The organism is Serratia sp. K-E0102, assembly GCF_029962625.1.
Lineage (GTDB): Bacteria > Pseudomonadota > Gammaproteobacteria > Enterobacterales > Enterobacteriaceae > Serratia > Serratia sarumanii.
The window spans coordinates 1,330,467-1,347,574 of record NZ_CP124754.1 but is presented as its reverse complement, the minus strand read 5'-3'; the positions used below and the strand labels follow the sequence as shown (position 1 = coordinate 1,347,574).

The 17,108-nt window shown below is 63.0% G+C and carries 17 protein-coding genes and 1 riboswitch; of the genes, 5 read left to right on the top strand and 12 right to left on the bottom strand.

The window, feature by feature from the left end; genetic code table 11:
- The first annotated feature begins 2 nt into the window (after window positions 1–2).
- The 3 genes from SSARUM2_RS06440 to SSARUM2_RS06430 are packed head-to-tail and all read left to right on the top strand — an operon-like array spanning window position 3 to window position 4,008.
- A complete protein-coding gene (locus SSARUM2_RS06440; protein WP_060452733.1) occupies window positions 3–1,739 on the top strand; it encodes an ATP-binding cassette domain-containing protein in 1,737 nt (578 codons plus the stop codon).
- Window positions 1,736–2,890, top strand: a complete 1,155-nt coding sequence (locus SSARUM2_RS06435) for an ABC transporter permease (protein ID WP_033637510.1) — start codon at window positions 1,736–1,738, stop codon at window positions 2,888–2,890. Before SSARUM2_RS06440 ends, SSARUM2_RS06435 begins: the two co-directional genes overlap by 4 nt.
- Before the next feature lie 11 nt (window positions 2,891–2,901).
- Complete coding sequence (locus SSARUM2_RS06430) at window positions 2,902–4,008, top strand: ABC transporter permease (RefSeq protein WP_033637509.1); 1,107 nt, start codon at window positions 2,902–2,904, stop codon at window positions 4,006–4,008.
- Between the two features lie 75 nt (window positions 4,009–4,083).
- Here the strand turns inward: SSARUM2_RS06430 and SSARUM2_RS06425 are convergent, their stop codons facing one another.
- The 6 genes from SSARUM2_RS06425 to moaA form a co-directional block, all read right to left on the bottom strand.
- Window positions 4,084–4,794, bottom strand: a complete 711-nt coding sequence (locus tag SSARUM2_RS06425; protein WP_033637508.1) for a Bax inhibitor-1/YccA family protein — start codon at window positions 4,792–4,794, stop codon at window positions 4,084–4,086.
- A gap of 130 nt (window positions 4,795–4,924) precedes the next feature.
- Entirely contained in the window at window positions 4,925–5,392 is a 468-nt protein-coding gene (gene moaE / locus SSARUM2_RS06420) for a molybdopterin synthase catalytic subunit MoaE (RefSeq protein WP_004939764.1), read from the bottom strand.
- Between the two features lie 2 nt (window positions 5,393–5,394).
- Entirely contained in the window at window positions 5,395–5,640 is a 246-nt protein-coding gene (gene moaD, locus SSARUM2_RS06415) for a molybdopterin synthase sulfur carrier subunit (protein WP_019453985.1), read from the bottom strand.
- Entirely contained in the window at window positions 5,637–6,116 is a 480-nt protein-coding gene (moaC, locus tag SSARUM2_RS06410) for a cyclic pyranopterin monophosphate synthase MoaC (RefSeq protein WP_033637506.1), read from the bottom strand. Before moaC ends, moaD begins: the two co-directional genes overlap by 4 nt.
- A 3-nt stretch (window positions 6,117–6,119) precedes the next feature.
- The gene (gene moaB / locus SSARUM2_RS06405) at window positions 6,120–6,635 is read right to left on the bottom strand and encodes a molybdenum cofactor biosynthesis protein B (protein WP_033637505.1); all 516 of its coding nucleotides are present in this window, start codon (window positions 6,633–6,635) and stop codon (window positions 6,120–6,122) included.
- 24 nt (window positions 6,636–6,659) lie between these two features.
- Window positions 6,660–7,646: a GTP 3',8-cyclase MoaA gene (gene moaA / locus SSARUM2_RS06400; protein ID WP_016928681.1), complete on the bottom strand. Its 987-nt coding sequence runs from the start codon at window positions 7,644–7,646 to the stop codon at window positions 6,660–6,662.
- A riboswitch (molybdenum cofactor riboswitch) is annotated at window positions 7,633–7,777 on the bottom strand. (Overlaps the previous gene by 14 nt.)
- A gap of 534 nt (window positions 7,778–8,311) precedes the next feature.
- On the opposite strand from moaA, the gene yvcK reads away from it, so the two are divergent.
- Window positions 8,312–9,229 carry a uridine diphosphate-N-acetylglucosamine-binding protein YvcK gene (gene yvcK / locus SSARUM2_RS06395; RefSeq protein WP_033637504.1) on the top strand — a complete coding sequence of 306 codons (918 nt, stop codon included), beginning with the start codon at window positions 8,312–8,314 and terminating at the stop codon, window positions 9,227–9,229.
- 6 nt (window positions 9,230–9,235) lie between these two features.
- Here the strand turns inward: yvcK and SSARUM2_RS06390 are convergent, their stop codons facing one another.
- Both SSARUM2_RS06390 and uvrB read right to left on the bottom strand, forming a co-directional pair.
- Window positions 9,236–9,502 carry a VF530 family protein gene (locus tag SSARUM2_RS06390; protein ID WP_004939783.1) on the bottom strand — a complete coding sequence of 89 codons (267 nt, stop codon included), beginning with the start codon at window positions 9,500–9,502 and terminating at the stop codon, window positions 9,236–9,238.
- Window positions 9,503–9,602: 100 nt separating this feature from the next.
- On the bottom strand, window positions 9,603–11,615 hold the full coding sequence (gene uvrB / locus SSARUM2_RS06385) for an excinuclease ABC subunit UvrB (protein ID WP_033653507.1): 2,013 nt from the start codon (window positions 11,613–11,615) through the stop codon (window positions 9,603–9,605).
- Between the two features lie 1,108 nt (window positions 11,616–12,723).
- Here uvrB and SSARUM2_RS06380 point away from each other — a divergent pair.
- Window positions 12,724–13,446, top strand: coding sequence for an ATP-binding cassette domain-containing protein (locus tag SSARUM2_RS06380; RefSeq protein ID WP_060428818.1), 723 nt, complete (start codon window positions 12,724–12,726; stop codon window positions 13,444–13,446).
- A 27-nt stretch (window positions 13,447–13,473) separates the two neighbouring features.
- On the opposite strand, the gene bioD is transcribed toward SSARUM2_RS06380, so the two are convergent.
- The 4 genes from bioD to bioB are packed head-to-tail and all read right to left on the bottom strand — an operon-like array spanning window position 13,474 to window position 17,080.
- The gene (gene bioD / locus SSARUM2_RS06375; RefSeq protein WP_033653509.1) at window positions 13,474–14,148 is read right to left on the bottom strand and encodes a dethiobiotin synthase; all 675 of its coding nucleotides are present in this window, start codon (window positions 14,146–14,148) and stop codon (window positions 13,474–13,476) included.
- Complete coding sequence (gene bioC, locus SSARUM2_RS06370) at window positions 14,141–14,908, bottom strand: malonyl-ACP O-methyltransferase BioC (protein WP_033647122.1); 768 nt, start codon at window positions 14,906–14,908, stop codon at window positions 14,141–14,143. The genes bioD and bioC overlap by 8 nt, the downstream gene beginning before the upstream one ends.
- Window positions 14,892–16,043, bottom strand: coding sequence for an 8-amino-7-oxononanoate synthase (bioF, locus tag SSARUM2_RS06365; RefSeq protein ID WP_060425492.1), 1,152 nt, complete (start codon window positions 16,041–16,043; stop codon window positions 14,892–14,894). Before bioF ends, bioC begins: the two co-directional genes overlap by 17 nt.
- On the bottom strand, window positions 16,043–17,080 hold the full coding sequence (gene bioB, locus SSARUM2_RS06360) for a biotin synthase BioB (RefSeq protein ID WP_033653544.1): 1,038 nt from the start codon (window positions 17,078–17,080) through the stop codon (window positions 16,043–16,045). The genes bioF and bioB overlap by 1 nt, the downstream gene beginning before the upstream one ends.
- Window positions 17,081–17,108: the final 28 nt, after the last annotated feature.

The window sequence follows — 17,108 nt, the reverse complement described above, 5'->3', positions numbered from 1 at the left end:
CCATGGAACAGGCGCACACCATTGAGCTGGAAGGGCTGGAGAAGCGCTTCCCGTCGCTTGAGAAACCGGCGGTCGCCAGCCTGACCACCACCCTGCGCAGCGGCGCGGTGATCGGGCTGGTCGGCCCGGACGGCGCCGGCAAAACCACCCTGCTGCGCATGCTGGCCGGGCTGCTGCAGCCCAGCAGCGGCAAACTGCGGGTCGCCGGGCTGGATCCGATCGCGCAGGATCGTCAACTACACGCGATCCTCGGTTACATGCCGCAGAAGTTCGGGCTGTATGAGGATCTGACGGTGATGGAGAACCTGACGCTGTACGCCGATCTGCGCGGCGTCACCGGCGATCTTCGCCGCCAGACCTTCGAGCGGCTGTTGAAATTCACCGATCTGACCCGCTTCACCGAGCGCCTGGCGGGCAAGCTGTCCGGCGGCATGAAGCAAAAGCTGGGTCTGGCCTGCACGCTGCTGGGCGAACCTCAGGTGCTGTTGCTGGATGAGCCGGGCGTCGGCGTCGATCCGATCTCGCGCCGCGAGCTGTGGCGCATGGTGCACGAGCTGGCCAACGACGGCATGTTGATCCTGTGGAGCACGTCTTATCTCGACGAAGCCGAGCAGTGCCGCGAAGTGCTGCTGCTCAACGAGGGCGAGCTGCTGTTCAGCGGCGCGCCGCAGGCGCTGACCCGCCGTATGGCCGGGCGCACGGTGTTGATCGCCGCGCCCCCCGGCAGCCATCGATCGCTGCTGCAGCGGGCGATCTGCCTGCCGGCGGTCACCGACGGGGTGATCCAGGGCAAGTATCTGCGCCTGATCCTGAAGGAAGGCGAAGATCACCGCCGGCTGTTGCAAGCGCTGGATCTGCCGGACGCCGAACTGGACGAAGCGGATCCCCGCTTCGAGGATGCGTTTATCGATCTGCTCGGCGGCGGCCCCAATCACCGCTCGGCGCTGGCGGAGATCATGCCGACCGTCAACGGCGCAAGCGGTGAAACGGTGATCGAAGCGGTGCAGCTGACCAAAAAATTCGGCGACTTCGCCGCTACCGATCACGTTGATTTCCAGGTGCGGCGCGGCGAAATTTTCGGCCTGCTCGGGCCGAACGGCGCCGGCAAGTCCACCACCTTCAAAATGATGTGCGGCCTGCTGATCCCCTCCGGCGGCAAGGCGCTGGTGCTGGGGATGGATCTGAAGACCAGCTCCGGCAAGGCGCGCCAGCGGCTCGGCTACATGGCGCAAAAATTCTCGCTGTACGGCAACCTGACGGTGGCGCAGAACCTGAAGTTCTTCTCCGGCGTCTACGGCCTGGGCGGCAAGGCGCAGCGCGACAAAATCGACGAGATGTCCCGCGCCTTCAACTTCGCGCCGATCCTCGATCAGACGCCGGACGCGCTGCCGCTCGGCTTCAAACAGCGCCTGGCGCTGGCCTGCGCGCTGATGCACGAACCGGATATCCTGTTCCTCGACGAACCGACTTCCGGCGTCGATCCGCTGACGCGGCGCGAGTTCTGGTTGCACATCAACGGCATGGTCGACAAGGGCGTCACGGTGATGGTGACCACCCACTTTATGGACGAGGCGGAGTACTGCGACCGCATCGGCCTGGTGTACCGCGGCAAGATCATCGCCGCCGGCACGCCGGACGATCTCAAACAGCAGGTGGCGCGCGACGACAATCCCAACCCCTCGATGGAGCAGGCGTTTATCGAGCTGGTGCAGGGCTACGATGAGGAGGAATCACGGTGAGCGATAACCGAACCCCAATCGACGACGGCGGCTTCTCCTGGCGCCGGCTGCGCGCGCTGTGCCTAAAGGAAACGCGGCAGATACTGCGCGATCCCAGCAGCGGCCTGATCGCCTTCGTCATCCCGCTGATGCTGCTGTTTATCTTCGGCTACGGCATCAACCTGGACTCCAGCAAGCTGCATCTGGGCATTCTGATGGAGCAGCAGAGCGAAGACGCGCGCGATCTGGCCCACGCCTTCGCCGGCTCGCCCTATATCGAACCGACCATCAGCGACAACCGCCAACGGCTGATCCAGCAGATGCAGGCCGGCACGATCCGCGGCCTGGTGGTGATCCCGGTGGATTTCGACCAGCGCATGGCGCGCCCGCACGACAGCGCCCCTATCCAGGTGATCACCGACGGCAGCGAGCCGAACACCGCCAACTTCGTGCAGGGTTACGCCCAGGGCGTATGGCAAGTTTGGCAGCAGCAGCGCGCCGCCGATCGGGGTAACAGCGACAAGCCGCTGATTGACGTGCAGATGCGCTACTGGTTCAACCCGGCGGCCATCAGCCGGCACTACATCATTCCCGGCGCCATCACCATCATCATGACGGTGATCGGCGCCATCCTCACCTCGCTGGTGATCGCCCGCGAATGGGAGCGCGGCACCATGGAGGCCCTGCTGTCCACCCAGGTGACGCGCAGCGAGCTGCTGCTCTCCAAGCTGATCCCTTATTACTTCCTCGGCATGGCCGCCATGGCACTGTGCATGGCGGTGGCAGTGTGGGTGCTCGGCGTACCCTATCGCGGCTCGCTGCTGATCCTGCTGCTGATCAGCAGCCTGTTCCTCGCCAGCACCCTCGGCATGGGCCTGCTGATCTCCACCCTCACCCGCAATCAGTTCAATGCGGCGATGGTGGCGCTGAACGCCGCCTTCCTGCCGTCGATCATGCTGTCCGGCTTCATCTTCCAGATCGACAGCATGCCGGCCATCGTGCGCGCGGTGACCTACATCATTCCGGCGCGCTACTTCGTCAGCACGCTGCAAACGCTGTTCCTGGCGGGCAACGTCGGCACCGTGCTGCTGATCAATCTGCTGTTCCTGATCGCTTCCGCGGTGGTGTTCATCGGCCTGACGGCCTGGAAAACCCAGCGCCGGCTGGATTGAGGAGAAAAGCGATGTTTCATCGTCTGTTGACGCTCATCATCAAGGAAATGCAGGCGCTGCTGCGCGATCCGCAAACCCGCGCCATTTTAATCATGCCGGTGATCCTGCAGGTGCTGCTGTTCCCGTTCGCCGCGACGCTGGAAGTCACCAACGCCACCATCGCGGTCTACAGCGAAGACAGCGGCCAGGCCTCGGTAGAGCTGACCCAGCGCTTCGCCAAGGCCAAGGCCTTTCAACACGTGCTGCTGCTGCGCAGCCCGCAGGAGATAAAGACCACCATCGACAACCAGCGGGCGCTGCTGCTGATCCGCTTCCCGGCGCAGTTCTCGCGCGATATCGCCACCGGCAACACCGCGCCGCTGCAGCTGCTGCTCGACGGGCGCAACTCCAACAGCGCGCAGATCGCCGCCAACTACGTGCAGCAGATCGTGCAGGAATATCAGAACGAGCTGCTCGGCAACCGCGCTAAACCCAACAACAGCGAGCTGGTGGTGCGCAACTGGTATAACCCGAATCTGGACTACAAATGGTTCGTGGTGCCGTCGCTGATCGCCATGATCACCACCATCGGCGTGCTGATCGTCACCTCGCTGTCGGTGGCGCGCGAACGCGAACAGGGCACGCTGGAACAGCTGCTGGTCTCGCCGCTCACCACCTGGCAGATCTTTATCGGCAAGGCGGTGCCGGCGCTGATCGTCGCCAGCTTCCAGGCCAGCATCGTGCTGCTGATCGGCATCTTCCTGTATCAGATCCCGTTCGCCGGATCGCTGCTGCTGTTCTATGCCACCATGCTGATCTACGGGCTGTCGCTGGTCGGTTTCGGCCTGCTGATCTCGTCGCTGTGCGCCACTCAGCAGCAGGCGTTCATCGGCGTGTTCGTGTTCATGATGCCGGCGATCCTGCTCTCGGGTTACGTCTCGCCGGTGGAAAATATGCCGGTGTGGCTGCAGGATCTGACCTGGGTTAACCCGATACGCCACTTCACCGACATCACCAAGCAGATCTACCTGAAGGACGCCAGCTTCGACATCATCTGGCACAGCCTGTGGCCGCTGCTGGTGATCACCGCCACCACCGGCAGCGCCGCCTACGCGCTGTTCCGCCGCAAAATCGCATAAAAAAGGCTCTGCATGTCACATGCAGAGCCTGGTAAGTCCTAGGGATTTCAAGCTTCTGCTTGAAAGATCAAGGATTTAGCGGCGGTTGCCGAAGATACGCAGCAACATCAGGAACAGGTTGATGAAATCGAGATACAGCGTCAGCGCGCCGACGATGGCGTACTTGCGGAAGCTGTCTTTATCATCGGCGTTCAGCTGCTCGCCCATTGCCTTGAGTTTTTGCGTGTCGTACGCGGTCAGGCCGACGAACACCACCACCCCGATGTAGGTGATCGCCCACATCAGCGCGGTGCTTTTCAGCCAGATGTTCACCAGCGAGGCCAGCACGATGCCGATCAGCGCCATGAACAGCATGCTGCCGAAGCCGCTCAGATCGCGCTTGGTGGTGTAGCCATACAGGCTCATGGCGCCGAACATGCCGGCGGTGACCACGAAGGTGCTGGCGATCGAGCTGTAGGTGTAGGCGATGAAGATGCTCGACAGCGTCAGCCCGGTCAGCGCCGAGTACAGCATGAACAGCGAAGTGGCCACCGCGCCGCTCAGGCGGTTGACCATGCCGGAGATCACGAACACCAGCGCCAGCTGGGCGATGATCAGGCCGAAGAAGGTGATCTGGCTGGAGAAGATGAAGTTGAGGATCGCGGGCGTGTTGGCCGCATACCAGGAAACGAACGCCGTCAGCAGCAGACCGCAGGTCATCCAGCCGTAAACCTGCGCCATGTAGGCCTGAATGCCGCTGTTGGCACGTTCGACGATTGAACCATTAGAGCGTGGATATCGGTCCATGACGGTTACCTTTTGCGTTGTAAACAAGATTCCGAAGCCCCGCGAACGGGGCTTCGCCTGCTATAAGCGTACCACAGAATATGCCGGGCGAAAGCGGCAAAGGTCTTGATTTGTTTCCGCTGTTGACGCGTTATTTAGCCGCGTCGTGCCAGCGCTGCGCGGCCTCGCGATCGCTGTCGCGGGCGTCCACCCAACGATCGCCCTGGCCGGTGGCTTCGCGCTTCCAGAACGGCGCGCGGGTCTTCAGGTAGTCCATGATGAACTCGCTGGCGGCGAACGCCATGCTGCGGTGCGCGCCGGTCACGCCGACGAACACGATCTCGTCGCCGGGATACAGCGCGCCGACGCGGTGGATCACCGTCACCCGCTGCAGCGGCCAACGGCTGCGCGCCTCGGCCACGATCTCCGCCAGCGCCTTCTCGGTCATGCCGGGATAATGTTCCAGCGTCAGCGCGCTGACGTCGTCACCCAGATTATGGTTGCGCACCTTGCCGGTGAAGGTCACCACCGCGCCATCGGCGTCGCACTGCGCCAGCCACTGGTACTCGTCACCGACGTTGAACGGCGCTTCGCCCACGCGAATGCGGGTATTTTCCATGCTTACCCCCCGGTGACCGGCGGGAAGAAGGCCACTTCATCGCCGGCGCGCAGCGGATGGTCCGCCGCCACCAGCGACTGATTGACCGCCGCCAGCAATTTGCCGGACTCCAGCGCCAGCGCCCAGCGATCGCCGCGCGCGCACAGCGCCTGGCGCAACGCCTCGACGGTCGGGTAATCCGCCGGCATCGACAGGCCGCCGGTGCCCACCAGTTCGCGCACCTGCGCGAAGAAAAGAATATCGATCATACGTTCACCTTAAAATCGCCGGATTTGCCGCCGCTTTTCGCCAGCAGGCGCACCGGGCCGATCACCATGTCTTTCTGTACCGCTTTGCACATGTCATAGATGGTCAATGCCGCCACCGAGGCGGCGGTCAGCGCCTCCATCTCGACGCCGGTTTTGCCGGTCAGCCGGCAGCAGGTTTCGATGCGCACCCGGCTGTGCTGCGTTTGCGCCTCCAGCTGCACTTCGACCTTGCTCAGCATCAGCGGGTGGCACAGCGGGATCAGCTCCCAGGTGCGTTTGGCCGCCTGAATGCCGGCGATGCGCGCCGTGGCGAACACGTCGCCCTTGTGATGGCTGCCGTCGACGATCATCGCCAGCGTGGCGGGCAGCATCTCGACGAAGGCTTCGGCGCGCGCCTCGCGCACCGTTTCGGCCTTGGCGGAAACGTCAACCATATGGGCTTCGCCGGCGGCGTTAATGTGGGTTAGCTGTGTCATGACTCAGGGCTTCTTCAAGTGGGGCTGGAAGTTGCACGGGCGATGGCGCGCGTCCAACTGCTCTTCGATAATCCGCTCCCAGGCGGTGCGGCAGGCGCGGGTGGAGCCCGGCATGGCGAAGATCACCGTGCGGTTGGCCAGGCCGGCCAGCGCGCGCGACTGGATCGTCGCGGTGCCGATCTCTTCGTACGACACCATGCGGAACAGTTCGCCGAACCCTTCCACCTCTCTGTCGAACAGCGGCAGCAGCGCTTCCGGCGTGTTGTCGCGGGCGGTAAAACCGGTGCCGCCGGTGATCAGCACCGCCTGCACGTTGTCATCGGCGATCCAGGCGGAAACCCGCGCGCGGATCTGGTAAATGTCATCTTTGACGATGGCGCGATCCACCACCTGATGGCCGGCTTCCTGCGCCGCTTCCTGCAGATAGTGGCCGGAGGTGTCTTCCGCCGCGCCGCGGCTGTCGGAGACGGTCAGGATGGCGATATGCGCCGCAATAAACTCGCTGCTCGCATGGCTCATGGTTCAATAGGCTCCTATTGGCTGTCAGCCGCCGATAAACGACAGGTTCTGGGTGATCCCGCTGTTGCCCTGATGCAGGAAATGGGTCTGCTTCTTGCTCAGCAGCCCGCTCTGGATGCGCGCCTTCAGCGCGTCGAGCTGGCCGTCGTCCGCCAACAAATCGCGCAGGGGCACCCCCTGCTCGCCGAACAGGCACAGGTGCAGATTGCCGATGGAAGAGACGCGCAGCCGGTTACAGCTGGCGCAAAAGTCTTTTTCATACGGCATGATAAGCCCCACCTCGCCCTGGTAGTCCGGGTGGCTGAACACCTGCGCCGGGCCGTCGCTGCGGCCGCGTGCCTGGCGCTGCCAGCCCTGCTGCTCCAACTGCAGGCGAATCACTTCGCCGGAAACGTGGTGTTTGCGAAACAGCTCGCCGCCCTCGCCGGTTTCCATCAGTTCGATAAAGCGCAGCTGGATAGGCCGGTCCTTGATCCAGGCGAGAAAGGCGCCGAGCTGCTGGTGGTTAACGTCGCGCATCAGCACTGCGTTGACCTTGACCTTGCTGAAACCCGCGCTGAAGGCGGCGTCGATGCCGTCCATCACCTGGCGGAACTTGTCCTGGCCGGTGATGGCGTGAAACTGGCGGGGATCCAGGCTGTCGATGCTGACGTTGATCGCCGTCAGACCGGCGTCACGCCAGGCGGCGACGTCGCGCGCCAGACGGTAGCCGTTGGTGGTGACCGCCAGGGTACGGATGGCCGGGTTTTCCCGCACGGCGGCGATGATCTCGGTAAAATCGCGGCGCAGCGAAGGCTCGCCGCCGGTCAGGCGCACCTTTTCGGTGCCCAGTTCGGCGAACGCGCGGCTGACGCGGCGGATTTCATCCAGCGACAGGAAGCTTTTCGGGCTGCCGCTCGGCTTGTAGCCGTCGGGCAGACAATAGGTGCAACGAAAGTTGCACACGTCGGTGATCGACAAGCGCAGGTAATAGAACTTGCGCTCATAAGCATCAATGAGTTGCGGCACCATAACACCTTTCCAAAGTCGGGAGATGCGAGCGTTTCCCCTCTGCACCCTGGTGGCTGACTTCGCCACGGCCCAGGCGCCATATCGTTCCGGATGAACAACGTAGGCGCAGGGGCTAGGAGTTTGATTTCTCTTCCCGCTACCTTGAGTAGCCGGAACGAAACCGTGGTTTTCAGCAGAATTCTAGCGCTAATCGGCAACGATAGCCAACGCGTAAATTCGCTATATAATTGTCTATACAGCGTTTTTAGACGCCGCGTATTCTGGTAAACCATGATAAACATCACTTGCGCGGACGAATTGACCGGAATCACGCAAATGACACTCTTTATGCCCTAAATAATTGGAGTTGCCTCCCGACGGCAAGAGCGGGACAAATCGGTCGGGAACCGATTTGAACAGCGCTTGCGCTGGCCCGAAGGGGGGGCCTCAGGACGAGGCTCATCAGTCCCCAGGAGCTTACTTAGGTAAGTGACTGGGGTGACAAATCTGCCGGGAGCAGATTTGAACGCTGCTTGCAGCGGCCCTGAAGGGGCGTGGCCCATGGACGGGCCACGTAACTAAATGCAGCCAACACAGAGGCAACTTCAAGGATGACGGGTATATCGCGTTTTTATGCCGGATCCGTTACCTTATGCGGGCAGTTCAGCCCCTTTGTAAGGAAATTTATGCGTAATCGTACCCTGGCCGATCTCGACCGCGTGGTGGCGTTAGGCGGCGGACACGGCCTGGGCCGTGTGATGTCGGCCCTGTCGTCCTTAGGCTCCCGCCTGACCGGCATCGTCACCACCACCGACAACGGCGGTTCCACCGGCCGCATCCGCCGTTCGGAAGGCGGCATTGCCTGGGGCGATACCCGTAACTGTCTCAACCAGCTGATCACCGAACCGAGCGTCGCCTCGGCGATGTTCGAATACCGCTTCAGCGGCAACGGCGAACTGGCCGGCCACAACCTCGGCAACCTGATGCTGAAAGCGCTGGATCACCTGAGCGTGCGCCCGCTGGAAGCGATCAACCTGGTGCGCAGCCTGCTGAAGGTGGACGCGGCGCTGATCCCGATGTCGGAACAGCCGGTGGATTTGATGGCGCACGATCACGAAGGCAATCACGTTTACGGTGAAGTGAATGTCGATCAGCTGGCCCATATGCCGCAGGAGTTGATGCTGTCGCCGCCGGTCAGCGCCACGCGCGAAGCGCTGGACGCCATCGCGCAGGCCGACGTGATCCTGATCGGGCCGGGCAGTTTCCTCACCAGCCTGATGCCGCTGCTGCTGCTGGACGATCTCACCCAGGCGCTGCGCCGCAGCAGCGCCAGCATGATCTATATCGGCAACCTCGGCCGCGAGCTGAGCGTGGCCGCCGCGGCGCTGTCGCTACAGGATAAGCTGACGCTGATGGAAGAGAAGATTGGCCGCCGGATGATCGATGCGCTGATCGTCGGCCCGGCGGTAGACGCCAGTGAAGTGCAGGATCGGGTGGTGATTCAACAGCCGCTGGAAGCGAGCGACATCCCCTACAGACACGATCGCCAACTGCTGCGCCAGGCGCTGGATCGGGCGCTGGTGGCGCTGGCCGCCCGCCGCTGACCGAATTTAACCGTCTCGCCCGCGCAGCCAGGGATTATCGCTGGCTGGGGCGGGATGGCTGACCATATCGATATACAGATCTTCCACCTCTTTGCGCGCCCAGGGCGTGCGACGCAAAAACTTCAGGCTGGACTTGATGCTCGGATCGCTGCGGAAGCAGTTGATGCGAATGCGTGCGCCCAGCTCGGACCAACCGTAGTGATCCACCAGCTTATTCAGCAGTTGCTCCAGCGTCACGCCGTGCAGCGGATCTTTGGACTGGTGTTGGCTCATGTTCGGTACTCTTCGTGGTCAAATCGGGCCGCACACCTTAACAGCTTTGACGCGGCCGACAAGGAATTTCGACGCCCGCTACGCGGGCGCCATCCAACGGTCAGGAAATCGCAATAAACTGCTCGCGCAGCTGGTGGATCTGGTCGCGCAGCGCAGCCGCCTGCTCGAACTCCAGGTTTTGCGCGTGGGTGTACATCTGCGCTTCCAGATCGCGGATTTTCTGATCCAGCGCTTTCGGCGTAAGGTTCTGCAGCGAAGCGCCGCCGTCCGCCGCCTTGCCCTTGCCTTTGCTCTTGGCGCGGTTGACCGGCTGGCCGATCTGCAGAATGTCGCCGATCTTCTTGTTCAGCCCCTGCGGCACGATGCCGTTGGCTTCGTTGTAGGCCTGCTGCTTGGCGCGGCGCCGCTCGGTTTCACCGATCGCCTTGGCCATCGAATCGGTGATGCGATCGCCATACAGGATCGCCTTGCCGTTCAGGTTACGCGCCGCGCGTCCGATGGTCTGGATCAGCGAACGCTCGGAACGCAGGAAACCTTCCTTGTCGGCGTCCAGAATCGCCACCAGCGACACCTCAGGCATGTCGAGCCCCTCACGCAGCAGGTTGATGCCCACCAGCACGTCGAACTCGCCCAGACGCAGGTCACGGATGATTTCGACCCGTTCCACGGTATCGATGTCCGAGTGCAGGTAGCGCACGCGCTCGCCATGCTCTTCCAGGTATTCGGTCAGGTCTTCCGCCATGCGTTTGGTCAGGGTGGTCACCAGCACGCGCTCGTTGATCGCCGCGCGCTTGCGGATCTCGGAGAGCAGATCGTCCACCTGGGTGGCGACCGGCCGCACCTCCACGATCGGATCCAGCAGCCCGGTCGGCCGCACCACCTGATCGATCAGATCGCCGCCGGATTTCTCCAGCTCGTATTTGCCCGGCGTCGCGGAGACATAGATGGTCTGCGGCGCCAGCGCCTCGAACTCCTCGAAGCGCAGCGGGCGGTTGTCCAGCGCCGACGGCAGGCGGAAGCCGTACTCCACCAGCGTTTCCTTGCGCGCGCGGTCGCCCTTGAACATCGCGCCGATCTGCGGAATGGTGACGTGGGATTCGTCGACCACCAGCAGGCCGTCCGCCGGCAGGTAGTCGAACAGCGTCGGCGGCGGCTCGCCCTCGGCGCGCCCGGACAGGTAGCGCGAGTAGTTTTCGATGCCCGAGCAGTAGCCCAGCTCGTTCATCATCTCCAGATCGAACTGGGTGCGCTGCGTCAGGCGCTGCTCTTCCAGCAGCTTGTTGTTGGCCAGCAGCACCTTGCGGCGGTCCGCCAGATCGACCTTGATCTCTTCCATCGCCTGCATGATCCGCTCACGCGGCGTCACGTAGTGCGATTTCGGGTAGATGGTAAAGCGCGGCACCACTTGCTCGATCTGCCCGGTCAGCGGATCGAACAGTGACAGCCGCTCCACTTCTTCGTCGAACAGCTCGACGCGCAGCGCCAGCTCGTCCGACTCCGCCGGGTAAATGTCGATCACCTCGCCGCGCACGCGGAAGGTAGCGCGCTGGAAGGCCTGATCGTTGCGGGAATATTGCAGCTCCGCCAGCCGGCGCAAAATGGATCGCTGATCGATGATCATCCCCTGGGTCAGGTGCAGCATCATCTTCAGGTAAAGATCCGGATCGCCCAGGCCGTAGATCGCCGACACCGACGCCACCACCACCACGTCGCGCCGCTCCAGCAGCGCCTTGGTGGCGGAAAGGCGCATCTGCTCGATGTGCTCGTTCACCGAAGCGTCTTTTTCAATGAAGGTGTCGGAGCTGGGCACGTAGGCTTCCGGCTGGTAGTAGTCATAGTAGGAGACGAAGTATTCCACCGCATTCTCCGGGAAAAACTCTTTCATCTCGCCGTACAGCTGCGCCGCCAGCGTCTTGTTCGGCGCCAGCACCATGGTCGGCCGATTCAGATCGGCTATCACGTTGGCGATGGTGAATGTCTTGCCCGAACCGGTGACCCCCAGCAGCGTCTGGTGCGCCAGGCCGTCTTCCAGCCCCTCTTCCAGCTTGCGGATGGCTTCCGGCTGATCGCCGGCCGGTTTGAAATCAGAATGCAGTTTGAAAAGTTTACTCATTGCTCGGCTACCCTGTGGAGATGCGCGCGCTCAGGCGGCCAGCCGACTCTGCGCCGGGCATGGCCCCTAATTATGGAAAGTGTCGGCGATTTGCGCCAGTGCCCATGATACTGGATATAAAACCAGCTTCAAGCGGATTCGTCGCTGCGCCCGATACCGCGGCAACGCCGTTGCACCGTGGCGTTACAGTCCGGTGACATTTTTATTGTCAATAACAGATTTATCCCCAGAACTTGCCGCGAATTAACTTATTGATAGCACCGCGTCGAAAAATCATACATAGAGACCTGATCAATACCCTCGCGTCTTGATTTTAATTAAATTATTGATAATTAATTACTTTAATAAAAAGACGAGAATGCGGGCAAAGCGAACAGAACCCGCGTCCGCTCTCGCTTTACAGCGTTTTTCTAAATCTAATACACAAGGTTATCCACAGGAATAGTGGATAACTCTCACCGCCCCGCCCGGGGCGGGAGTTGCAGAAAGAAAGCTTTTCGCCCTTTACACTGGCCAAAATGCCTTTTTTAGTTATTTTTTCATAAAAATATCGCTTTGTTTATGCCGATTAATACTAAAAATCCCCATTGCCAAAATCGCATTGGCTCCTTTCACGTGGATCGCTCTTGACGGCGGCGCAATGCCTTGCACCATGCCCACACCGAACAGCACCACAAGAGTGCAAAAAACGTCCGGGTTAACTTGCCCGCGTATTTCCAGGCCGTCACGGCAGCGCGCGTCAGGCCTGACGTGCGGTTAACAAGGCGATAACAATCCCCCGTTTTCACCCGGCGGCAAAAATTGGCCTGGGAGTTGCTTTATCTTCCTGCGTATAAATGCGGTGCGGCAGCATGATGCGCTGCCGGCCGCGGAGTTTCACCGCCGCGGCGTTATCGCCCGTAAAAACGCAAGAACGACACCAAGTCGTCACAAGCGTCGTTTTTAACGACATATTGACTGTCATTCCGTCCACCGCAGACCTGGCTCTGGCTCCTCGGACGGACGGCATTTTGTTCCAGACATTGCCACACTCGGGAAATTCGCCGCTCATGCGGCCTTTGCAGCCCCCGCCAACGAGTGAAACGAGCGTCTATGAGGAGAATGCCAAATGCTGAGCCTGAGATCGGTCAATCAATTTTACGGGCAGAACCATACCCTGTGGGACATCAACCTGGAGCTACCACGCGGCCAGTGCACCGTCCTGCTCGGCCGCAACGGCGTGGGCAAGACCACGCTGGTCAACTGCATCATGGGGCATGTGCCGGTGGTGAGCGGCAGCATGACCTGGCAGCCGGCGGATCAGCCGCCGCAAAATCTGCTGCTGCAGCCGATGGAGCGCCGCGCCGCGCTGGGCATCAGCCACGTACCCCAGGGGCGGCAGCTCTTCTCGCAGCTGAGCGTGGAGGAGAATCTGCAGGTGGCGCAAATGGCCGGGCGCGGCGCCCCTCGCCGTATTCCGCCGCTGATCTACAGCCTGTTTCCCCATTTGCGCCAGATGCGCGCGCGCCGCGCCGGCGATCTGTGCGTGGGCGCTCAGCGCCAGCTGGCGATCGGTCGGGCGCTGGCCCAGGAGCCGGCGCTGCTGATCCTCGACGAACCGACGGCGGGCGTCCCCCCCTCGATCGCCGCCGACATCGGCAACGTGATCCGCCGGCTCAACCGCGAACTGGGCATGACCATTTTACTGGTGGAGCATCAGCTGCCGTTCGTGCGCCGGGTGGCGGACCGCTTCTGCCTGTTGGACAGCGGGCGCACGGTGGCGCACGGCGCGCTGGCGCAGCTGGATGAGGCGCTGATCGGCGCCGGGTTGACAGGGCAAGAAGAAGGATGAGGGAGAGAAGCTCCCCTCATTGAGAGTTTATAGAAGGCTGATATCCAGATACTGCCCCAGCGGCGCCCGCTCAGCCTGCGGCAGGTGCGGGATTTCGCCCAGCAGCGGCGCCGGCAGCATGCGGCGCAGCGTGGCCAGGTATTCCTGATGCCGCCGCCCCGGCGGCGCCACGTCGTTGGCGATCCAACCGGCCAGCGTCAGCCCGGCCTGCTGCACCGCCTGCGCCGTCAGCACCGCGTGGTTGATGCAGCCTAGTTTGATGCCCACCACCAGGATCACCGGCAGTTGCTCCTGCTGCACCCAGTCGGCAAAGGTGTACTCCGCCGACAGCGGGGTAAACCACCCGCCCGCGCCCTCGACCAGCACCCAGTCGGCGCTCTGCTCCAGCCGGCGCAGGCCGTCGGACAGCCGCGCCGCGTCGATCGGCCGGCCTTCATCGGCGCTGACGATATGCGGCGAGGTGGGTTCGGCAAAAACGTAAGGGTTCACTTCATCGTAGCTGAGCGCCACGCCGCTGTTGGCCTGCAGCGCCAGCGCGTCGCCGTTGCGCAGTCCCTCGGCGGTCATCTCGCTGCCGGAAGCCACCGGCTTATACCCGGCGCTGCGGTAGCCCGCCCGGTTGGCGGCCTGCAGCAAGGCGCTGCTGGCGACGGTTTTCCCCACTTCGGTGTCGGTGCCGGTTACGAACCAACGTTTAATCACGATAAATCACTCCATAAGCCAGATGATAGCTGAGCGGGAACTGCCCCCGCCGGCACGGGTAAGCCGCCTGCAGCGCGGCGAGACGGCCGCGCGACATCAGGCCGCCCTCGCGCCCCTGATGCAGATGCGTGGCCCCGATGCCCTTGAGCGAACGCATCAGCGTCATCACGTCCGGGTAGTTCAGAGTGCGCAACTCCGTGACCAGCTCGTGTCGATAGCCAGCACAGGCGGCGCGGATCTGCGCCAGCGGCAGAAAGGCGTTCACGTGGCGCTCGCCGTCCACCTGTTGCCAGGCATCCCCCAGTTCCTGCAGCGATCCCGCCGCCAGCGTGGAAAACAGGATCGCGCCGCCGGGGCGGGTCACGCGGTACAGCTCCGCCAACGCGGCGGGCAGATCGCTGCACCACTGCACCACCAGGCTGCTGAAACAGATGTCCATCGCCGCGTCGGGCAGCGGCACCTGTTCGATATCGCCCAGCAAATAATGGTGCGCCGCCTGCCGTTGACGGGCGACATCCAGCATGCCCGGCGCCAGATCGAGCGCGGTCACCTGCTTGCCGCGCTCGCGCCACAGGCGGCTGAAATAGCCGGTGCCGCAGCCGGCATCCAGCAGCCGTTCACCCGGATGGGCACTCCCCATCCCCAGTAAGCGCTCGCCAACGTCACGCTGCAGCGCGGCGGCGGCGTCGTAGCTGCCGGCGGCGCGGCTGAAGGCCGAAGCGACCGCCTGTTTGTTCACCCAGTCATTGGCTGACGTCATGCAATACCTCCAGCAGGCGATCGATATCCTGCGGCTGATGCGCCGCCGTCAGGGTGATGCGCAGCCGCGCGCCGCCCGGCGGCACCGTCGGCGGGCGGATGGCGCTCACCCACAGCCCGCGCTCGCGCAGGCGGGTCGCCAGATCGAGCGCGCGTTGATTGTCACCCACCAGCAGCGGCTGGATGGCGGTGTCGGAGTCCGTCAGGGTCAGCGCCAGCGGCGCAGCGCCCTGGCGGAAACGGCGGATGTTGTCCTGCAGCCGGGCGCGCAGTTCATCGCCCTCTCGAATGCAGGCCAGCGCCGCCTGCAGCGCGCAGGCCTGCGCCGGCGGCATCGCGGTGCTGTAAATCAGATGACGGGCGAACTGCAGCAGATACTCGGCGGTCGGCTCATCACACAGCACCGCCGCGCCGCTGACGCCGAACGCCTTGCCGAAGGTCGCCACCAGCAGTTCAGGGCGCACGCCCTGCTGCCAGCAGCTGCCGCGGCCTTGCTCGCCGCGCACGCCGACGCCGTGGGCATCGTCCACCATCAGCCAGGCGCCCGCCGCGCGGGTTAGGCGATGCAGTTCCGCCAACGGCGCACCGTCGCCGTCCATGCTGAACACTCCTTCGGTCACCGCCAGCCGCTGCCCGTCGCAGGGTTTGGCCAGCAGATCTGCCAGCGCCTGCGGCTGATTGTGCTGGAAGCGGCGCAGCTCGGCCGGCGACTGCGCCGCCGCCTCCAGCAGCGAGGCGTGGCTGAGGCGATCGGCCAAAATGCGATCGCCCTTTTGCATCAACGCCGCCAGCACCGCCTGGTTGGCGGCGTAACCGGAGATGAACAGCAGCGCGCGCGGATAGCCGAGCCACGCCGCCAGTTGCTCCTCCAGCGCCTGATGCGCCGCGCTAAAGCCGGTGACGTGGCCGGAACCGCCGCTGCCGACGCCGTAGCGCTGCGCGCCCTGCTGCCAGGCGGCGATCACCCGCGCATCCTGGCTCAGCCCCAGGTAGTCGTTGCCGGAGAAATTCAGGTAGAAACGATCGCCGAGCCGAATCTGGCGGCCATTGCCGCCCTCGGTAGTCTGTCGCCGACGGTAGGCGGCGTTGAGGCGCCGCTCTGCCAGCGCCTGCTCAATGCGTTGTTGCCAGCTCATCACAGCGCCGCGTTGTAAAACTCGGCGGTATCGGCGGTCAGCAGTTGCTTAGCCAGCGCCTGCTGTTGCTGGTTGTCGCCGTGTTCGGTGGCGGTCTGCTGCGGGTTCAGTCCCAGCTTGCGGAACAGCTGCAGGTCTTTGTCTTCTTCCGGGTTCGGCGTGGTCAGCAGCTTGCAGCCGTAGAAGATCGAGTTGGCGCCGGCCATGAAGCACATCGCCTGCGTCTGTTCGTTCATCTGTTCACGGCCGGCGGAAAGGCGGACATAAGAAGACGGCATCATGATGCGCGCCACCGCGATGGTGCGGATGAAATCGAACGGATCGACGTCGTCGTTATCCGCCAGCGGCGTGCCTTTCACCTTCACCAACATGTTGATCGGCACGCTCTCCGGCGGCTTCGGCAGATTGGCCAGCTGCACCAGCAGCCCGGCGCGGTCACGCACCGTTTCACCCAGCCCGACGATGCCGCCGGAGCACACTTTGATGCCGGCGTCGCGCACTTTGTCGAGCGTATCCAGGCGTTCCTGGTAGCTGCGGGTGGTGATGATGCTGCCGTAGAACTCCGGCGAGGTGTCGAGGTTATGGTTGTAGTAATCCAGCCCGGCCTCCGCCAGCCGTTCGGCCTGAGTGCCATCCAGCGTGCCCAGGGTCATGCAGGTTTCCATGCCCATCGCTTTCACGCCCTGCACCATCTGCTGCAGATAAGGCATATCGCGCTCGTGCGGGTTCTTCCACGCCGCGCCCATGCAAAAACGGGTCGATCCGTTCGCCTTGGCCTTGCGCGCCGATTCCAGCACCTGCTCGACCTGCATCAGCCGCTCCGCCTCCAGGCCAGTCTTGTAGCGCGAACTCTGCGGGCAGTATTTGCAGTCTTCCGGGCAAGCGCCGGTTTTGATCGACAGCAGCGTGCTGACCTGCACCTGACGCGGGTCAAAGTGCTGACGGTGTACGGTTTGCGCTTCGAACAGCAGTTCAAGCAGCGGTTTATCAAACAGGGCCTGGGCTTGCCCTACTGTCCAGTGAATGCGATCGGCCATCATGGCGTCTCCAAAACGAAAAAGTGTC